Raw genomic sequence first — 16,311 nt, forward strand, 5'->3', positions numbered from 1 at the left:
GTCACTGACGCCGAATGCGAGAGAGCACAGATTCCAGATGCACCACTACCCGTAGCAGACAATGGTGCCCGCTTAGCAGGGGCTTCTAGCCGCTTTCTTTGCTTATCTTTCTTTGCTTATCTTTCTTTGCGGCGGCAAAGAAAGTAAGTGCCGCCCCGCACAGGGGCAACACTAATAGACCACTAACAAATCAAGGAAAGGCACCAAAGCCAGAACAAGGAAAGCCCAAAGCCCTAAGAACACGGCCAAAACAAGCGCCGCAAAAGGCAAAACAAAAACCTCAAGCAGCCACCAACATCCCATCCGCGGAGCGCCCCACCTGCTGCCGAGCAGCAAACGCCTCCCCGATCATCAAAAGACTAGGCTGCGAAGCATCAAGCCACTGCTGAGCCTCGCCACAAGCGAGGCCCGAAAGCGTAAGAGTAAGCATCCGCTCACGAGGCGTACTACACGCCTCCACAATCGCCACAGGAGTCGCGCCATCGCGCCCAGCATCAATCAACTCTTGCGCTATCTCAGGCCCGCTATCCCGCCCCATATAGAACACGAGCGAATCCGCATTCACCTGCTCCCGAATCGCCGCAGTATCAGCCGCCCGGCTATGCGTAGCCAACGCAACACTGCGAGACACGCCGCGAAGCGTCAACGACCGCTTCAACGTCGCCGCACTGGCAAGCGCCGCCGTAATCCCAGGCACCACCTCATACTCGATACCCGCCGCCTCAAGCGCCCGCATCTCCTCATCAGCACGCCCAAACAACATCGGATCACCGCCCTTCAGGCGCACCACCACGTCGTGCTCAAGCGCAGCATCGACAATCTGCTTGTTGATGAACTGCTGCGCCGTCGACAACTGCCCGCACCGCTTGCCAACCGCAATCCGCCGCGCGTGAGAGGGTGCGTAGTCGAGCATTGCCGGCTCGACAAGCGCGTCGTGCAACACGACATCCGCCGTGCCGAGCAGCCGCGCGCCGCGCACCGTGATGAGATCCGCGGCCCCTGGCCCTGCACCGATCAGATACACCTTACCCATTCGCCTTAACCCCATTCGTCCAGTTCGTGCGAAACCCGAAGCCGCGAGCGCGCGTTAGTTGCCCAGTCGGTGACTCAAGCCGAAAATGCCCGGATCATCCCGGCCGCGACGGTGTGATGCGTCGCTTCGTCGATCAACACGAATGCGCCCGTGCCCTGATGCGAGTCGTACACGTCGCACACCAGCGGCTTTTGCAACGTCAGCGATACGCGGCCGATGTCGTTCATCGTCAGGTCCTTGCGATCGGTTGCCTGCGACAACGTATGCACGTCGAGCACTTCCTTGATCGCGCCGATCCGGGCGAACACCGTGTTGGTGGTCTGCTTCAACAGATACTTGCGTTGCGTCGACAGCGGCGTGTCGTCGAACCAGCACAGATCGGCTTCCAGCTTCTTCGCCGGTTCCGGCGCTGCTTCGCGCAGCACGAAGGTATCGCCGCGCGATACGTCGACGTCTTCCGCCAGGCGAATTGTCACGGTTTGGCCGGCAAACGCGCGGTCCACCGCCGCCGTTCCGCCCGTCACCGGCGCGATGATCTCGGCAACCGTCGCTTCACGGTTCGCCGGCAGCACGACAATGGTATCGCCGACCTTCACCTCGCCCGCTTCGACACGGCCCATGTAGCCGCGAAAATCGTCAGCCTGGCTGCCGTCCTGACGCGCCACCCATTGCACCGGGAAACGCAGCGCCTGACCCGTCGGAACTTCCACCGGCAATGCTTCGAGCAAATCGAGCAGCGGTTCGCCCGCGTACCACGGCATGCTTTCGCTAGCGGTCACGATGTTGTCGCCCTTCAGCGCCGACACCGGCACGAAGCGCACATCGTTCAGACCGAGTTGACGCGCGAGTTCGACATACGCATCGCGAATCTCGTTGAAACGCGTTTCGCTGTAGTCGACGAGGTCCATCTTGTTGATCGCGACGATCGCGTGTTGCAAGCCGAGCAGCTTCACCAGCGCGCTGTGACGCTTGGTTTGCGGCAACAGTTGCGCGACGCCGTCGATGAACGTCACACGCGTTGCGTCGACCAGGATAATCGCTGCATGTGCGGTCGATGCGCCCGTCACCATGTTGCGCGTGTACTGCTCGTGGCCCGGCGTGTCGGCGATGATGAACTTGCGCTTAGCCGTTGCAAAGTAACGGTATGCGACGTCGATCGTGATGCCCTGTTCGCGTTCGGCTTCGAGGCCGTCGGTCAGCAGCGACAGATCGATTTCGTCGCCAACGGTACGCTTATTCTTCGCGCGCGACAGTGCGGAGAGCTGGTCGCTCAACACCGCTTTGCTGTCGTACAGCAGGCGGCCGATCAACGTGCTCTTGCCATCGTCGACGCTACCCGCAGTAATGAAACGCAGCACGCCGAGGTCTTCTGGTTGGTGAATACCGCTCATGATTGCTTTACCTTGGTTCGTGTGCTTAGAAATAACCTTGCTTCTTACGCTGTTCCATCGCGGCTTCGGAGACCTGGTCGTCCATCCGCGTCGCGCCGCGTTCCGTGATTTCGGTCACGGCCGTTTCGGCGATGATCTTCTCGAGATCATCCGCATCGCTTTCCACCGGGCACGTGCAGCTAATATCGCCCACGGTGCGGAAACGCACCAGCGCGGTTTCGCTGGTCTCGCCTTCACGCATCGGCGTAAGCGGCGTAACCGGCACGAGCAGGCCGTTGCGGCGCACGATTTCGCGTTGATGCGCGTAATAGATCGACGGCAGCTCAAGTTGTTCGCGGGCGATGTATTGCCACACGTCGAGTTCGGTCCAGTTCGAGATCGGGAACACGCGCAGGTGTTCGCCGTTATGCAGACGCGCGTTATACAGGCTCCACAGTTCCGGGCGCTGCGCCTTCGGATCCCATTGACCGAATTCGTCGCGGAACGAGAAGATCCGTTCTTTTGCCCGAGCCTTTTCTTCGTCGCGGCGCGCGCCGCCGATCAGCGCGGTGTACTCATGTTCAGCGATCGTTTCGAGCAGCGTCACGGCTTGCGCGGCATTGCGCGAATCCAGTTCGCGGCGCAGACGCACGGTGCCACGCTTGATCGAATCTTCAACGTGACCCACCACCAGTTCAGCGCCGATCTCTTTCGCACGGCGATCGCGGAAGTCGATCACTTCGTCGTAGTTGTGACCGGTGTCGATATGCACGAGCGGGAACGGCAGCACAGTCTTGCGATTTGCGCCAATGCCGAAGGCCTTCAGCGCGAGGTGCAACACCACGACCGAATCCTTGCCACCCGAAAACAGCAATGCGGGCTTGCTGCATTCGGCGACCAGTTCGCGCAGGATGTGGATCGACTCGGCCTCGAGCCAATCGAGGTGATCCATCCGGTTCGCCGTGTTGGTAAGCGGTGCATTCACAGTGGAATCGAGCGTGGTGCTCATGTTTGGGTCCTTCGTTGATTCGCGTCGCAAACGGTTGCTTGCGTCGCGAAAGTATTCAAATCGGTATGTGAGGCGTTCAGGTCGGAAACCAAGGCCTGAACCACCTGAATGCTTTATGCCGAAGCGTTTTCGCTGCTGATGACGCTGATCGGCGTAATCGTCGTGATGTGCAGGCCGCACTCCTTCGTATCGCGCGACTCCCACCACCAGCGCCCTGCCCGGCTGTCTTCACCAGGACGGATTGCGCGGGTACAAGGCTCGCAGCCGATGCTCGGATAACCGCGCGCATGCAGCGGATTGACCGGCACGTCCAACGCTTTCAGATAGTCCCACACTTCGGCTTCGGTCCAGTCCGTCAGCGGATTGAACTTGGCGATATTGCGAGCGGCGTCGTGTTCTTCCTCGTGCAGTTCGGCACGCGTCACCGACTGCTCGCGACGTTGGCCCGTCACCCATGCACTGACATCCGACAGCGCGCGGTTCAACGGCTCGACCTTGCGGATTTCGCAGCAACGCTTGCGCAGATCGACGCTTTCATAAAACGCGTTCAGACCATGCGAGCCGACATACTCTTCAACCGCGGCAGCCTGCGGGTGAAACTGCTCTATGTCGTAGCCGTATCGCTCTTTCACGCGATCGAGCATGCCCAGCGTTTCCGCGTGCAGACGGCCTGTGTTCAGCGAGAAAATGCCGATCTTGACGCCACGCGACAGAATCGCGTGCGTGAGCAGCATGTCTTCCGCTGCGAGGCTGCTGGCGAGCTTCACGTTCGCGTGACGCGCGGCGATCGAATCGAGCAGCGCATCAAGGCGCTCGACCTTCGCAGCGAGTTCCGGCGTGAGCAATTGTGCGCCGCTCATACCGAGGCCTTCGCCAGTTCGCCCGCTTCGCGGCGACGGAACAGCGGCGACGAGTTCACCGCGCCCTGATAGTTGAAGCTGAATTCGTCGAACGCCTTGAGCGCGTCGTCGAAGTCTTTGTCTTCACGCAGTGCATACGCGTCGAAGCCGCAGCGGAACATAAACGCCAGCTGATCGCGCAGCACATCGCCGATCGCGCGCAGTTCGCCCTTGTAACCATAACGCTCGCGCAACAGGCGGCCGATGCTATAGCCGCGGCCGTCGCGAAACACCGGGAAGTCCACGCCGATCAGTGCGATTGTGTCGAAGTCGCCGACGATATCCGCCGGTTCGCTATCCGCCGCGAGCCACACGCCAATTTCAGCGGTGCTGCGCGACGCGATCAGCGCATCGCGCGAAGCTTGCCACAGCGCGAGCGGCACCAGCACCTTGCCGGCCGGCAAAGCGTCGACTGCGGGCAGCGTGCCGTCTTCAGCGGCGCGCACCACCGTCCAGTCGTCGTTGACGATCGCGCGATTCTTGATAATAGAAGCCATCTGTTCAGTATCCTTTTCGCGGTTACGCGTGAGCCGGTTGACGCGAGGCGTACACACGTTCCTTGAACGGGGCCATGCCGATGCGGTTGTACGTTTCGATGAAGCGTTCGCCTTCGTGGCGATTCTCCACGAACGTGTCGATCACTTTGCTCATCACGTCCGGCATTTCTTCCGCCGAGAACGACGGGCCGATCACGCGGCCGAGATGCGCACCAGTTGCACCCGTGCCCTGCTCGCCGCCGAGCGTCACCTGATACCACTCCGAGCCGTCCTTATCGACGCCCAGAATGCCGATGTTGCCGACGTGGTGGTGACCGCAAGCATTGATACAACCCGAGATGTTCAGCGACACGTCGCCGAGGTCGTACACGTAGTCGAGATCGTTGAAACGCTCCTGAATCGCCAGCGCGATCGGAATCGACTTCGCATTCGCGAGCGAGCAGAAATCGCCGCCCGGGCACGCGATGATGTCGGTCAGCAAGCCGATGTTCGGCGTCGCGAAACCTTGCGCCTTGGCCTTTTCCCACAGCGCGAACAGGTCACGCTTCTTGACGTTCGCGAGAATCAGGTTCTGTTCGTGCGACACGCGGATTTCGCCGAGCGAGTACTCGTCGGCCCAATCGGCGACCGCTTCCATCTGCGCGTCGGTTGCATCGCCCGGGGCGATCGTGGTCGGCTTCAACGACAGCGTGACGGACGAATAGCCCGACACTTTGTGAGGACGCACGTTACGTTCGACCCAACGGGCGAACGCACGGTTTTCCAGCAGGTGGTTCTCGAACGAAGCATCCGTATCCGGCAGCTTTTCATACACCGGCGGCTGGAAGTATTGCGACACGCGGTCGACTTCAGCTTGCGTCAGCGTCGACGGACCGTCCTTCAGGTGTTGCCATTCTTCTTCGACCTGCGCCGAGAATTTCTCCGGGCTCAATGCCTTCACGAGAATCTTGATGCGCGCCTTGTAGATGTTGTCGCGGCGGCCGTAGCGGTTGTACACACGCAGCACGGCTTCGCAGTACGTCAGCAGGTGTTGCCACGGCAGATCCTTGCGGATGATCGCGCCGATGATCGGCGTACGGCCCATGCCGCCGCCGGCCAGAATGTCGGCCACCAGTTCGCCCTGCTCGTTCTTCTTCAGATACACGCCCATGTCGTGAATCTGCACAGCAGCGCGGTCTTCCTTCGAACCCGACACGGCGATCTTGAACTTACGCGGCAGCCACGCGAATTCCGGGTGGAACGTCGACCATTGGCGCAGGATTTCTGCCCAGGGGCGCGGATCCACCACTTCGTCCGGCGCTACGCCGGCGAATTGGTCAGCCGTGATGTTACGGATACAGTTGCCCGAGGTCTGGATGCCGTGCATCTGCACAGCCGCAAGCTTGCGCAGGATTTCCGGCGTCTCTTCGAGCTGGATCCAGTTGTACTGGATGTTCGAGCGCGTCGAAAAGTGACCGTAGCCGCGGTCGTGCTCGCGCGCGATCTGGGCCAGCACGCGCATCTGGTCGCTGCGCAGGTTGCCGTACGGAATCGCGATGCGGTGCATGTACGCATGGCGCTGCATGTACAGGCCGTTCTGCAGGCGCAGCGGACGGAACTCCTCTTCGCTCAATTCGCCCGACAAGCGGCGGCGAACCTGATCGGCGTATTGCGCGACCCGCTCATCGACGATGGTCTGGTCGTACTGATCGTATTGGTACATTCGGGGACCCCAATTTTTTGCGTGACACACGGCGGTCCGGGGGCCGGCCACCCGGTTCCGCCGCGGCTTGAATACCTCTATTTGTCAGGTCAGGCGAATGAGGGTTTAGACCCATCTCTCATTTGCTTATGACAAATACAGATATCCATATTGAAAAAGATGGACAGATCGTAATAAACTCGCCTTATATTTCAAACGACTAAAAAATTCTTTTGATATGCGGAGAGGTTATATATGAACCTGCATCAATTCCGCTTCGTCCGCGAGGCTGTGCGGCAGAATTTCAACCTGACCGAAGCGGCCAAAGCACTGTTTACAAGCCAGCCGGGCGTCTCCAAGGCGATCATCGAGCTGGAAGACGAGCTGGGCGTCGAAATCTTCACACGACACGGCAAGCGCGTGCGCTCGCTGACCGAGCCGGGGCGCATCATTCTTCAGTCGGTTGAGAAGATTCTGCAGGAAGTGGAGAGCCTCAAGCGAGTCGGTAAAGATTACGCGGCCCAGGATCAAGGCAACCTGGTGATCGCCGCCACCCACACCCAGGCGCGCTACTCACTTCCGGCCGCGATCGCCGAATTCAAGAAGCGCTTCCCGAAAGTTCACCTTTCAATTCTGCAAGGCAGCCCGACCCAAGTGGCCGAAATGGTCATCCACGACCAGGCCGACCTCTGCATCGCCACCGAAGCGATCGCTAACTATAAGGAGCTGGTTTCGCTGCCCTGCTTCCAGTGGCACCACGTCGCCGTGATGCAACCGGATCATCCGCTGCTCGACCGCAAACTTTTGTCGCTGGATGATCTGACCCAATATCCGCTGATTACGTACGACAACGCGTTCGCCGGCCGCACCAAGATCAACGAGGCGTTCCGCCTGCGCGGGCTGCATCCGGACATCGTGCTGGAGGCGATCGACGCCGACGTGATCAAGACCTATGTGGAACTGGGTCTGGGCGTCGGCATCATGGCGGATATCGCGTTCAACGCCGAGCGCGACCGCCATTTGCGCGCCATGCCGGTCGGCCACCTGTTCGGCAGCAATGTGACGCGAGTCGCGCTGAAACAGGGCGCCTATCTGCGCAGCTATGTGTATACGCTCGTCGAACTACTGTCGCCGAGCATGAACCGCAAGCTGATCGAACAGGCGCTCAAAGGCGAACACGAAACCTACGAACTTTGACTGACCATGCTTCCCGCTACGGAGACCCTTGATGACGTCGCATAAGAACAAACTTCGCGGCCTCGCCGCTCTCGGCGCGCTCTTGCTCGCTACCGCAGCACAGGCCGACATCAAGGTCGGCATCGATCTGTCGAGCACCGGCCCCGCGGCCGTGATCGGCATCACGAGCAAGAACGCGATGCTAATGTGGCCGGCCACGATCGTCGGCCAGAAAGCCGACTACATCTTCCTCGACGACGCGTCCGACCCGGGCGCGGCGGTGCGCAATATCCGCAAGCTGATCAATGAGGACCACGTCGACGTGATCGTCGGCCCGAATATCACGCCGGCGGCAATGGCCGCGCTCGATCCGGTCGCCGAAAGCCAGACGCCGATGATTACGCTGATCGGCTCGGCAAGCGTGGTCGAGCCCCAGGAAGGCAAGAAGGTGTGGGCCTACAAGATGGCGCAGACCGACAGCGCGATGGCCGACGTGATGACGCGCTACATGTCGAACCACAACGTGAAGACGGTGGGCTTCATCGGTTTCGCGGACGGCTACGGCGAGAGCTGGCTCAACGAGTTCAGCAAGTTCGCGGCCTTGCGGCATATTCAACTGGTGGCGACGGAACGCTATAACCGGACGGATGCCAGCGTCACCGGCCAGATTCTCAAGCTGATGGCTGCGAAGCCGGACGCGATCCTGATCGCCGGCGCCGGCACGCCGACCGTGCTGCCGCAGCGCACGCTGATCGAACGCGGCTTCAAAGGCCCGATCTATCAGACGCACGGCATCGCCACGCCCGAGTTCATCAAGCTGGGCGGCAAGGACGTGGAAGGCACGCTGTTCCCTACGCAGCCGGTCGTGGTGGCGCGCACGTTGCCGGCCGATCATCCGGCAAAGAAGGCGGCGCTTGCGTTCACCAACGAATACGAGGCGAAGTACGGCCCGGGCAGCGTGACCCAATTTGCGGGCGATGCAGCGGGTGTGTACCCGCGCCTGCAGGATGCAGTTGCGCGTGCGTTGAAGACGGCGCAGCCGGGCACGCCGGCTTTCCGTACCGCATTGCGTGACGAACTGGAGCATGCGCATGAGCTGGTCGTGCCGAACGGTGTGGTCAATACGAGCCCGAAGGATCACGTTGGGCTGGATCAGCGCGCGAGCGTGATGGGCATCATCAAGAACGGCAAGTTCGTTTATTTGAGCCAGTGAGGGTTGCGGCGCAAGTTCGGACGCAAAGTGGACACCGTGAAGGATCACGCCATCAGGGATAAGACCGCGCAATGATGCAACTTCGCACGCCCCGCGCGAAGTTGCTACAGTGGAAGTCTTTCCCCGACCAGCCGTCCCACATCATGCGCACCACCCGAGCCATCCACGCCGTCGAGCGGCTAAAAACCCGCAGCGGCAACCCGCAGTTCGCGGCGATCAGCCTGTCCGGCGGCCTGTTTTATCTGGTCGACAAATCGAGCGGTACCGATAAGAAAGTCTCCGATCCGCTGACGCTCGACGACTTCGTCAAATTCGTCGACGGTTTCGGACCGCCGAAGCCGCGCAAAGCGAGCAAGCTCGATATTGCTTTTGAAGAGCAGATCAAGAAGAGCAAGGGCGGTTGAGGGCGAGGGGCGCGCGACGCCAACACCGGGCTATTAGCGGCGGCGGAGGTAGCTCGGCTACTACGCTCAACCATTCGCAACCTCTTGCCACTGACCGTCTGCCGCGCTGCTTGCCAACACGGCGTCGATAAAACGTAGGCCCGCCACACCGTCATCCACCGTCGTGAGCAACAGGCTTTCAGCCGGCAACGGTTGACCTGCATTCAATGCTTCGATCTGTAACGCCGCATCCTTGTACAACTGCGCGAACGCCTCCAGATAGCCCTCAGGGTGCCCCTGAGGCACACGCGTCGCATGCGCCGCGATCGCACTTTTCACCCGTCCGCGTGTCAGTCGCTCAGCCGACCCACCGAGCGGCGTGAACCACAATTCGTTCGGATTCTCCTGATCGAAGGCGAGATTCGCTTTCGTCCCATACACCCGCAGACGCAGCGCATTCTCCGCGCCGCTTGCCACCTGACTCGCCCACAGCATGCCGCGCGCACCGTTCGAATAGCGCAGCATCGCCTGCACGTGGTCGTCGATACGGCGTCCCGGCACGAAGGTATGCAACTCGGCGGATAGCGACGACGGCGTCATCCCCGTGATGAAGGCAGCGAGGTGATACGCATGCGTGCCGATATCGCCGAGGCAGCCGGCAGGTCCCGCTAAAGAAGGATCGGTGCGCCAGCCTGCCTGTTTGTTCGTACCGCTCGCTTCTATCGGTTCAGCCAGCCAGTCCTGCGCGTATTCGACTTGCACCACGCGTATTTCACCGAGCTCGCCTTGTTCGACGAGCTCGCGAGCATGGCGCACCATCGGATAACCGGAATACGTATGCGTCAGCGCGAACAGTTTGTTCTTCTCGCGCGCGAGCTTCGCGAGCGCCTCGCCTTCCGCCAACGAAATCGCCAGCGGTTTGTCGCACACCACATGAATGCCCGCTTCGAGAAAAGCCGTCGCCACCGGCGCATGCAGATGATTCGGTGTGACGATCGCGACCGCGTCGATACCGTCGTCGCGCGCGGCTTCGGCGCGCGCCATCTCGCGCCAGTCTGCATAGCTGCGCGCGATGCCGGCCTCAGCGGCGCTCGCCTGTGCGCGCTGCGGATCGGACGACAACGCGCCCGCTACCAGTTCGAACCGGTCGTCGAGCCGCGCCGCGATTCGATGCACCGCGCCGATAAATGCGCCCTGGCCGCCACCGACCATGCCGAGCCTGAGTCTTCTTTGTGCCATCGCACTCACTCCTTTGCGATCTGCTTCATCCACTTCACGGTTAGCTCGCAGCCAACTCGTTGTCAAATGCCTAGCACGCGTTTTAGCTGCGCTGCATCCACGCCACTGCCCGCGAAATCATCGAATGCATGATCAGCCACGCGAATGATGTGGCGGCGAATGAACTCCGCACCTTCACGCGCTCCATCCTGCGGATGCTTCAGCGCGCACTCCCATTCCAGCACCGCCCAGCCGGGAAAATCGTATTGCGCCATCTTCGAGAAGATCGCGCCAAAATCGATCTGCCCGTCGCCAAGCGATCGAAAACGCCCTGCGCGTTCGACCCAACCGCTATAGCCGCCATACACACCTTGCTTGCCATTCGGACGAAACTCCGCGTCCTTCACATGGAACGCCTTGATGCGCTCGTGATAGATGTCGATAAACGCAAGGTAGTCGAGTTGCTGCAAAACGAAATGGCTCGGGTCATAAAGGATGTTCGCGCGCGGGTGTTGCTTCACGGCGTCCAGAAAGCGCTCGAAGGTCACGCCGTCGTGCAGGTCCTCGCCCGGATGTAGTTCGTAGCACACGTTCACGCCCGCTTCGTCGAACGCGTCGAGAATCGGCGTCCAACGGCGCGCGAGTTCCTCAAACGCGGCCTCTATTAAACCTGCAGGACGCTGCGGCCACGGGTAAAGATAAGGCCACGCCAGCGCGCCGGAAAACGACACGTGCGTATCGAGACCCAAACGCTGCGAAGCCTTCGCTGCGAGCTTCATCTGCTCGACTGCCCACTGCGTCCGCGCGGCAGGATCGCCGCGCACATGCTGCGCGGCAAAGCCGTCGAACAACACGTCATAGGCCGGATGCACGGCTACCAGTTGCCCTTGCAGATGCGTCGACAGTTCGGTGATCGTCACGCCGGCATCTTCCGCGACCTCGCGCAGCTCGTCGCAATACGTCTGGCTCGCTGCCGCCTGCTCGAGATCAATCAGACGGGTATCACACGGCACCTGAATCCCCTTGAAGCCGAGACTCGCGGCCCAGCCGGCCAGATGCGCGAAGTTGTCGAACGGCACCTCGTCGCCCATGAATTGAGCGAGAAAGATCGCCGGCCCTTTGATGGTTTTCATCGTACGGTTCCTCGAACTGTGACGCGCCTGTCACGCCTCTACGACAGAGACATGGCAAGCGCGCGCCGGATGCCCAGGATCAGAACGGCGAGTCAGGAAAATAGAACTGCTGTGCGTTTTCCTTCGTGATCAGCACCGACGGAATGATCGTGGTCGGCGGCAGTTTTTCGCCCTTCAGACGCGCCTCTGCGGTGAGCTTGATCGCGTCGTAGATGAATTTCGGCGAGTACGATACGTCTGCCTTGATCATCGGCGCGCCGTCCATCACGTTCTTCACCATGCCCTTCGAACCCGCGCCGCCGAACACGATCTTGATGTCGGTGCGCTTGGCCTGCTCAATCGCCTTGATGACGCCCACGGCCATGTCGTCGTCGGCGGCCCAGACCGCGTCGATGTGTTTGAAGCGCGTGAGGTAATCCTGCATCACCTTGAAGGCGTCGTCGCGATTCCAGTTCGCATACTTACCGTCGAGAATCTTGATGTTCGGATACGCCTTCAGTACGCCCGTAAACGCGGTCCAGCGTTCGTTGTCGAGCGTCGTCGGAATGCCACGCAGCGCGACGATGTCACCCTTGCCGTCGAGCGCTTTCGCCAGATACTCGGCGGGAATCTTGCCGAACGCCGTGTTGTCACCCGCAACATACGCATCCTGTGCGCTGGTATCCGTCAGGCCGCGATCCACTACTGTCACGTACACGCCCTTCTTCTTCACCTGAGCCACCGGCTGCGTGAGCGAGGCCGATTCGAACGGGAAAATCACCAATGCGTTGATCTTGTTCACCGTCACCAGATCCTGCAACTGGTTCGCCTGTTCGGGCGCGCCGGCTGCAGTCTTTACGATCACCTTGAGATCAGGGTGCGCTTTCTCCAGATCGGTTTTCGCCTTGTTCGCCCACCAGACGATGCCGCCCGTAAAGCCGTGGTCGGCAGTCGGAATCGCGACGCCCAGCGTGACCTTTTCATCGGCACGCGCAACGCCTGCCGTACCTAGTATTCCCAACGCCAGCATGCCGGCGCCGACCGCTCGAATTACCTGCTTCATGGTTGTGTCTCCTATTGTGAGGCGTTCATGCGCCCCGATTCTCGAACTTGCCGCTGTATTCCTTGAAGCTCAACGCCCACCACCTACCGCCGTCCGCGCTGCACAAACGCGACGAAGATAATCACGACGCCCTGCACCGCCGCGTTCAGGTACACGCTGATGATGCTGGTCAGATTCAGAATATTGGCGATCACCGAAAGCAGGATCGCGCCGATCACCGTGCCGACCACGCGCCCTTCGCCGCCCTTCAGCGCAGTGCCGCCCACCACCACTGACGCAATCGCCTCGAGTTCCCACAGCAAACCCGTGGTCGGCGTGGCCGAACCGAGCCGCGGCACATACAGCACCGTCGCGACGCCGACGCAAATACCGAGCAGCACGTACGTCACGATCTTCACGGTATCGACGCGAATCGCCGCGTAGCGCGCAACCTGTTCGTTCGAGCCGATCGCCTGCACGTGGCGGCCAAACGCCGTGCGATTGAGGATCAACGCGCCGCCCGCCGCAACGACCAGGAACACCCAGATCGGAACGGGCACGCCAAAGAAGCTCGCGTAGTAAACCGGTCCGTATAGATCGGACAGCGAGTTATCCAATGTCAGCGCGCCGCCGTCCGCGAGCCACGTCAGCACCGCGCGAAAAATGCCCAACGTACCCAACGTGACGATGAACGGCTCGATACGTCCTTTGGTAATCAGTAGGCCGTGCGCGCAGCCGAACAACCCGCCGAGTACCAGCGCGAACACAATGCCGAGCGTGAGAATCAGCAAGGGCGCGAACGTATGGCCACCGACACCCGCAGCGAGTCCGTTCATCAGCCAGATCATGCTGCCCGCGATCAGCGCCGCCATCGACCCGACCGACAGATCGATGCCGCCCGAAATGATCACGAAGGTCATGCCGACCGCGATGATGCCGATGAACGAGGTGCGCGTGAGCACGTTCATCATGTTGTCGAGCGTCGCGAAATCGCGATTGAGCAGCGTGCCGACGATGCACAGCAGGATCAGTCCAACGAGCGGCCCGAGCGCATACAGACGATGCGCGAAGCGCAACGCGCGGCCGGATTGGACGGCTTCAGTGGGTGCCGGTCGCATGGGCGATCAACTCCTCTTCGGTCAGGTGTTCGAGCGTGAGCGTGGTTTGCAGGCGTCCCGCGCGCATCACGGCGACGCGGTGGCACAAACCAATCAACTCGATCAGTTCGGATGAAATGACGATCACCGCGCGGCCCTGCGCGGCGAGACGATGAATCAGGAAATAGATGTCGCGTTTCGCGCCGACATCGACGCCGCGAGTCGGCTCGTCGAGCACGATCACGTTCGGATCAGGTTGCAGGAACTTGGCGAGCGCGAGCTTCTGCTGATTGCCGCCGGAAAGCATGCGCGCGCGGCTCGACAGATCGCCGGTGCGAATGCCGAAGTCGTGCACAGCCTGGGTCAATGCCGCGCGCCCCGCTTTCATATCGAGCAAGGGATGCGCGTAACGCTCGAGCGTCATCAGCGTGACGTTGTCCTGCAGGCTCAAGTTCACATGCAGGCCTTTGCCTTTGCGGTCTTCGCTTAGATACGTAATGCCGTGGCGCATCGCATCGCGCGGGCTCTTCAGATCGGCACGGCGGCCGGCGATTTCGATGCGGCCCGCCGTGCGTTTGCGCAGGCCGATGAGCGCTTCGAAGGCTTCGGTACGGCCTGCTCCGACCAGCCCGGCGAAACCCAACACTTCACCTGCGCGCACGTCGAAGCTCAGGTCTTCGACCCAGTCTGGTACAGCAAGGCCTTCTACCTTTAGCGCGATCGGCGCGTCGGCAGGCACGGTGATCTTGTCGGGGAACATATCGGACACGTCGCGCCCGACCATCAGATTCGCCATCTGCTGCCGCGCAAGTCCCGCGGTTTCGCTGCGTGCGACGAAGCGGCCGTCGCGCATCACGATCACTTCGTCGGTGATGCGCTCGACTTCATCGAGCTTGTGCGAGATATAGACGATGGTCACGCCGTCGGCTTTCAGCTTCGCCATCAGCGTGAAGAGGCGCTCGGTTTCGGACGGCGTGAGCGTGGCAGTCGGTTCGTCCATGATGAGCAAACGCGCGCGCCGCGACAGCGCTTTTGCGATCTCCACCATCTGCTTTTCCGCGACGATCAACTCGCGCACTTTCGTATCCGGCGCCTTCTCGAGACCCACCTGCGCCAGAAAACGCGCGGCCTCCGCACGCATTGCAGCGTCGTCGACGAACCAGCCGCGCTTTTTCTCGTGGCCGAGATACATGTTCTGCGCGATCGTCAAATGCTCGGCGAGATTGAACTCCTGGTGAATCAGCACGATGCCGGCCGCTTCCGCGTCGCGCGAACCGATGAACTGCTGCACGTGGCCGTCTACCAGCAAGGTGCCCGAGGTCGCCGTTTCGTAGCCGGCGAGGATTTTCATTAGCGTCGATTTGCCCGCACCGTTCTCGCCGAGCAAACCGTAGATGCGGCCCGGCGCCAGGTCAAAGCTCACGCCGTGCAGCACGCGCACTGGCCCGAAGTCTTTGCGGATATCGTCGAAGCGAATGGCGAGGCTCATGGCTTACGCGCTCCTGCGAATTACGAGCCGATGCGGCAGCAACACGCCCGGCACGTTCGCCAACGGATTCGCGAGCCGCTGCAGCAGGAGGCGCGCGGCGGTTTCGCCAAGTTCGCGCATCGGCTGGGCGATGGTGGTCAGCGGCGGATCGACCTGCGCGGCGAGCGAGATATCGTCGAAGCCGACCACCGCGACATCGTCCGGCACGCGCTTGCCGACGCTGCGCAAGCCATGGATCACGCCGATCGCCAGCGTGTCGGAGACGGCGAAGATCGCGCTCGGCGCGTGAGGCTGCTGCACCAGCAAGGCCGCTGCCGATGCGCCTGCTTCGTAGTCGAGACTGTTCAGGTTCATGCGCCAACGCTCGTCCGGCGTGATGCCCGCTTCGGTCAACGCGTCCAGGTAGCCTTGCTGACGTTGCCGCGCGTACAGATAGTCGACATCCGAATTGATGAGGCCGATGCGCTGGTGGCCGCGCGCGAGCAGATGCCGCACCGCGTCGCCCGCCGCCTTGTAGTTGTCGATGCCGACATACGGCACGCCCATCTCCGGATCGAACTCACAGCACGCGACCCACGGCAGCGCGCTGGATGCCTCGCCGAGCGCCTGCTGGATGGTGGCGGGATCGAGGCAGATCGCGCCGTCCGCGCGGCGGCGGCGCAGCAGATCGAAGTAGCTGCGCTCGCGTCCCGGATCGGCGCCCGTGTCGCAGAGCAGCATGAAATAGCCGTGCTGGCGCGCGACGCTGTCGATGCCGCGCACGATCTCCGCGTAGAAGGGGTTGCCGACGTCGGGCACCATCGTCAGCAGCAGGCGGCTTTCCGCGGTGCGCAGGTTGCGCGCGAGTTCGTTGACGCGATAGCCGCTAGCGTCGACGGCCGCCAAGACCTTGTCGCGCGTGGCCGGCCGCACGTTCTCGTGACCGTTCAGCACGCGCGAAACCGTCGCCACCGAGACCCCCGCCTGCTCCGCCACCTGAGCAATCGAAAGGCCCTCAGCCGGACGCTGCGGCTGAGCGTCAGGCTGCGGGCGCGCTTTCGACGACGGCGACGAAGTCGCTCGGGCCGCTTTGGACACCGACTTGGACAAGTG

The 16,311-nt window shown here is 61.5% G+C and carries 15 protein-coding genes; 3 read left to right on the forward strand and 12 right to left on the reverse strand.

The window, feature by feature from the left end:
- Positions 1 to 280 precede the first annotated feature (280 nt).
- From cobA to BM438_RS19355, 6 genes are all read right to left on the reverse strand, one after another.
- Entirely contained in the window at positions 281 to 1,033 is a 753-nt protein-coding gene (gene cobA / locus BM438_RS19330) for a uroporphyrinogen-III C-methyltransferase (protein ID WP_054042847.1), read from the reverse strand.
- A 74-nt stretch (positions 1,034 to 1,107) separates the two neighbouring features.
- A complete protein-coding gene (locus tag BM438_RS19335) occupies positions 1,108 to 2,424 on the reverse strand; it encodes a sulfate adenylyltransferase subunit 1 (protein ID WP_054042849.1) in 1,317 nt (438 codons plus the stop codon).
- A gap of 25 nt (positions 2,425 to 2,449) precedes the next feature.
- Entirely contained in the window at positions 2,450 to 3,412 is a 963-nt protein-coding gene (cysD, locus tag BM438_RS19340) for a sulfate adenylyltransferase subunit CysD (protein ID WP_054042851.1), read from the reverse strand.
- 113 nt (positions 3,413 to 3,525) lie between these two features.
- Positions 3,526 to 4,272: a phosphoadenylyl-sulfate reductase gene (locus BM438_RS19345; RefSeq protein WP_093636265.1), complete on the reverse strand. Its 747-nt coding sequence runs from the start codon at positions 4,270 to 4,272 to the stop codon at positions 3,526 to 3,528.
- A complete protein-coding gene (locus BM438_RS19350) occupies positions 4,269 to 4,808 on the reverse strand; it encodes a DUF934 domain-containing protein (RefSeq protein WP_093636267.1) in 540 nt (179 codons plus the stop codon). Before BM438_RS19350 ends, BM438_RS19345 begins: the two co-directional genes overlap by 4 nt.
- Positions 4,809 to 4,830: 22 nt before the next feature.
- Positions 4,831 to 6,510: a nitrite/sulfite reductase gene (locus BM438_RS19355; RefSeq protein ID WP_093636269.1), complete on the reverse strand. Its 1,680-nt coding sequence runs from the start codon at positions 6,508 to 6,510 to the stop codon at positions 4,831 to 4,833.
- A 234-nt stretch (positions 6,511 to 6,744) separates the two neighbouring features.
- Here BM438_RS19355 and BM438_RS19360 point away from each other — a divergent pair, with 234 nt between their 5' ends.
- From BM438_RS19360 to BM438_RS19370, 3 genes are all read left to right on the forward strand, one after another.
- A complete protein-coding gene (locus BM438_RS19360; RefSeq protein ID WP_007175965.1) occupies positions 6,745 to 7,686 on the forward strand; it encodes a CysB family HTH-type transcriptional regulator in 942 nt (313 codons plus the stop codon).
- A gap of 31 nt (positions 7,687 to 7,717) precedes the next feature.
- Positions 7,718 to 8,878: an ABC transporter substrate-binding protein gene (locus tag BM438_RS19365; protein WP_093636271.1), complete on the forward strand. Its 1,161-nt coding sequence runs from the start codon at positions 7,718 to 7,720 to the stop codon at positions 8,876 to 8,878.
- Positions 8,879 to 9,021: 143 nt separating this feature from the next.
- Positions 9,022 to 9,282, forward strand: a complete 261-nt coding sequence (locus BM438_RS19370; RefSeq protein ID WP_012432018.1) for a hypothetical protein — start codon at positions 9,022 to 9,024, stop codon at positions 9,280 to 9,282.
- 66 nt (positions 9,283 to 9,348) lie between these two features.
- On the opposite strand, the gene BM438_RS19375 is transcribed toward BM438_RS19370, so the two are convergent.
- The 6 genes from BM438_RS19375 to BM438_RS19400 form a co-directional block, all read right to left on the reverse strand.
- Positions 9,349 to 10,500 (reverse strand): Gfo/Idh/MocA family protein, encoded by a 1,152-nt coding sequence (locus BM438_RS19375; protein WP_093636273.1) that lies wholly within the window; start codon positions 10,498 to 10,500, stop codon positions 9,349 to 9,351.
- 62 nt (positions 10,501 to 10,562) lie between these two features.
- Positions 10,563 to 11,612 (reverse strand): sugar phosphate isomerase/epimerase family protein, encoded by a 1,050-nt coding sequence (locus tag BM438_RS19380; protein ID WP_093636275.1) that lies wholly within the window; start codon positions 11,610 to 11,612, stop codon positions 10,563 to 10,565.
- A gap of 79 nt (positions 11,613 to 11,691) precedes the next feature.
- Complete coding sequence (locus tag BM438_RS19385) at positions 11,692 to 12,654, reverse strand: substrate-binding domain-containing protein (RefSeq protein WP_054042876.1); 963 nt, start codon at positions 12,652 to 12,654, stop codon at positions 11,692 to 11,694.
- A gap of 83 nt (positions 12,655 to 12,737) precedes the next feature.
- Complete coding sequence (locus BM438_RS19390) at positions 12,738 to 13,751, reverse strand: ABC transporter permease (RefSeq protein ID WP_093636277.1); 1,014 nt, start codon at positions 13,749 to 13,751, stop codon at positions 12,738 to 12,740.
- The gene (locus BM438_RS19395) at positions 13,732 to 15,219 is read right to left on the reverse strand and encodes a sugar ABC transporter ATP-binding protein (RefSeq protein WP_093636279.1); all 1,488 of its coding nucleotides are present in this window, start codon (positions 15,217 to 15,219) and stop codon (positions 13,732 to 13,734) included. The genes BM438_RS19390 and BM438_RS19395 overlap by 20 nt, the downstream gene beginning before the upstream one ends.
- A gap of 3 nt (positions 15,220 to 15,222) precedes the next feature.
- Positions 15,223 to 16,308, reverse strand: a complete 1,086-nt coding sequence (locus tag BM438_RS19400; protein WP_093636281.1) for a LacI family DNA-binding transcriptional regulator — start codon at positions 16,306 to 16,308, stop codon at positions 15,223 to 15,225.
- Positions 16,309 to 16,311 lie beyond the last annotated feature (3 nt).

This window comes from Paraburkholderia aspalathi (assembly GCF_900116445.1).
GTDB lineage: Bacteria > Pseudomonadota > Gammaproteobacteria > Burkholderiales > Burkholderiaceae > Paraburkholderia > Paraburkholderia aspalathi.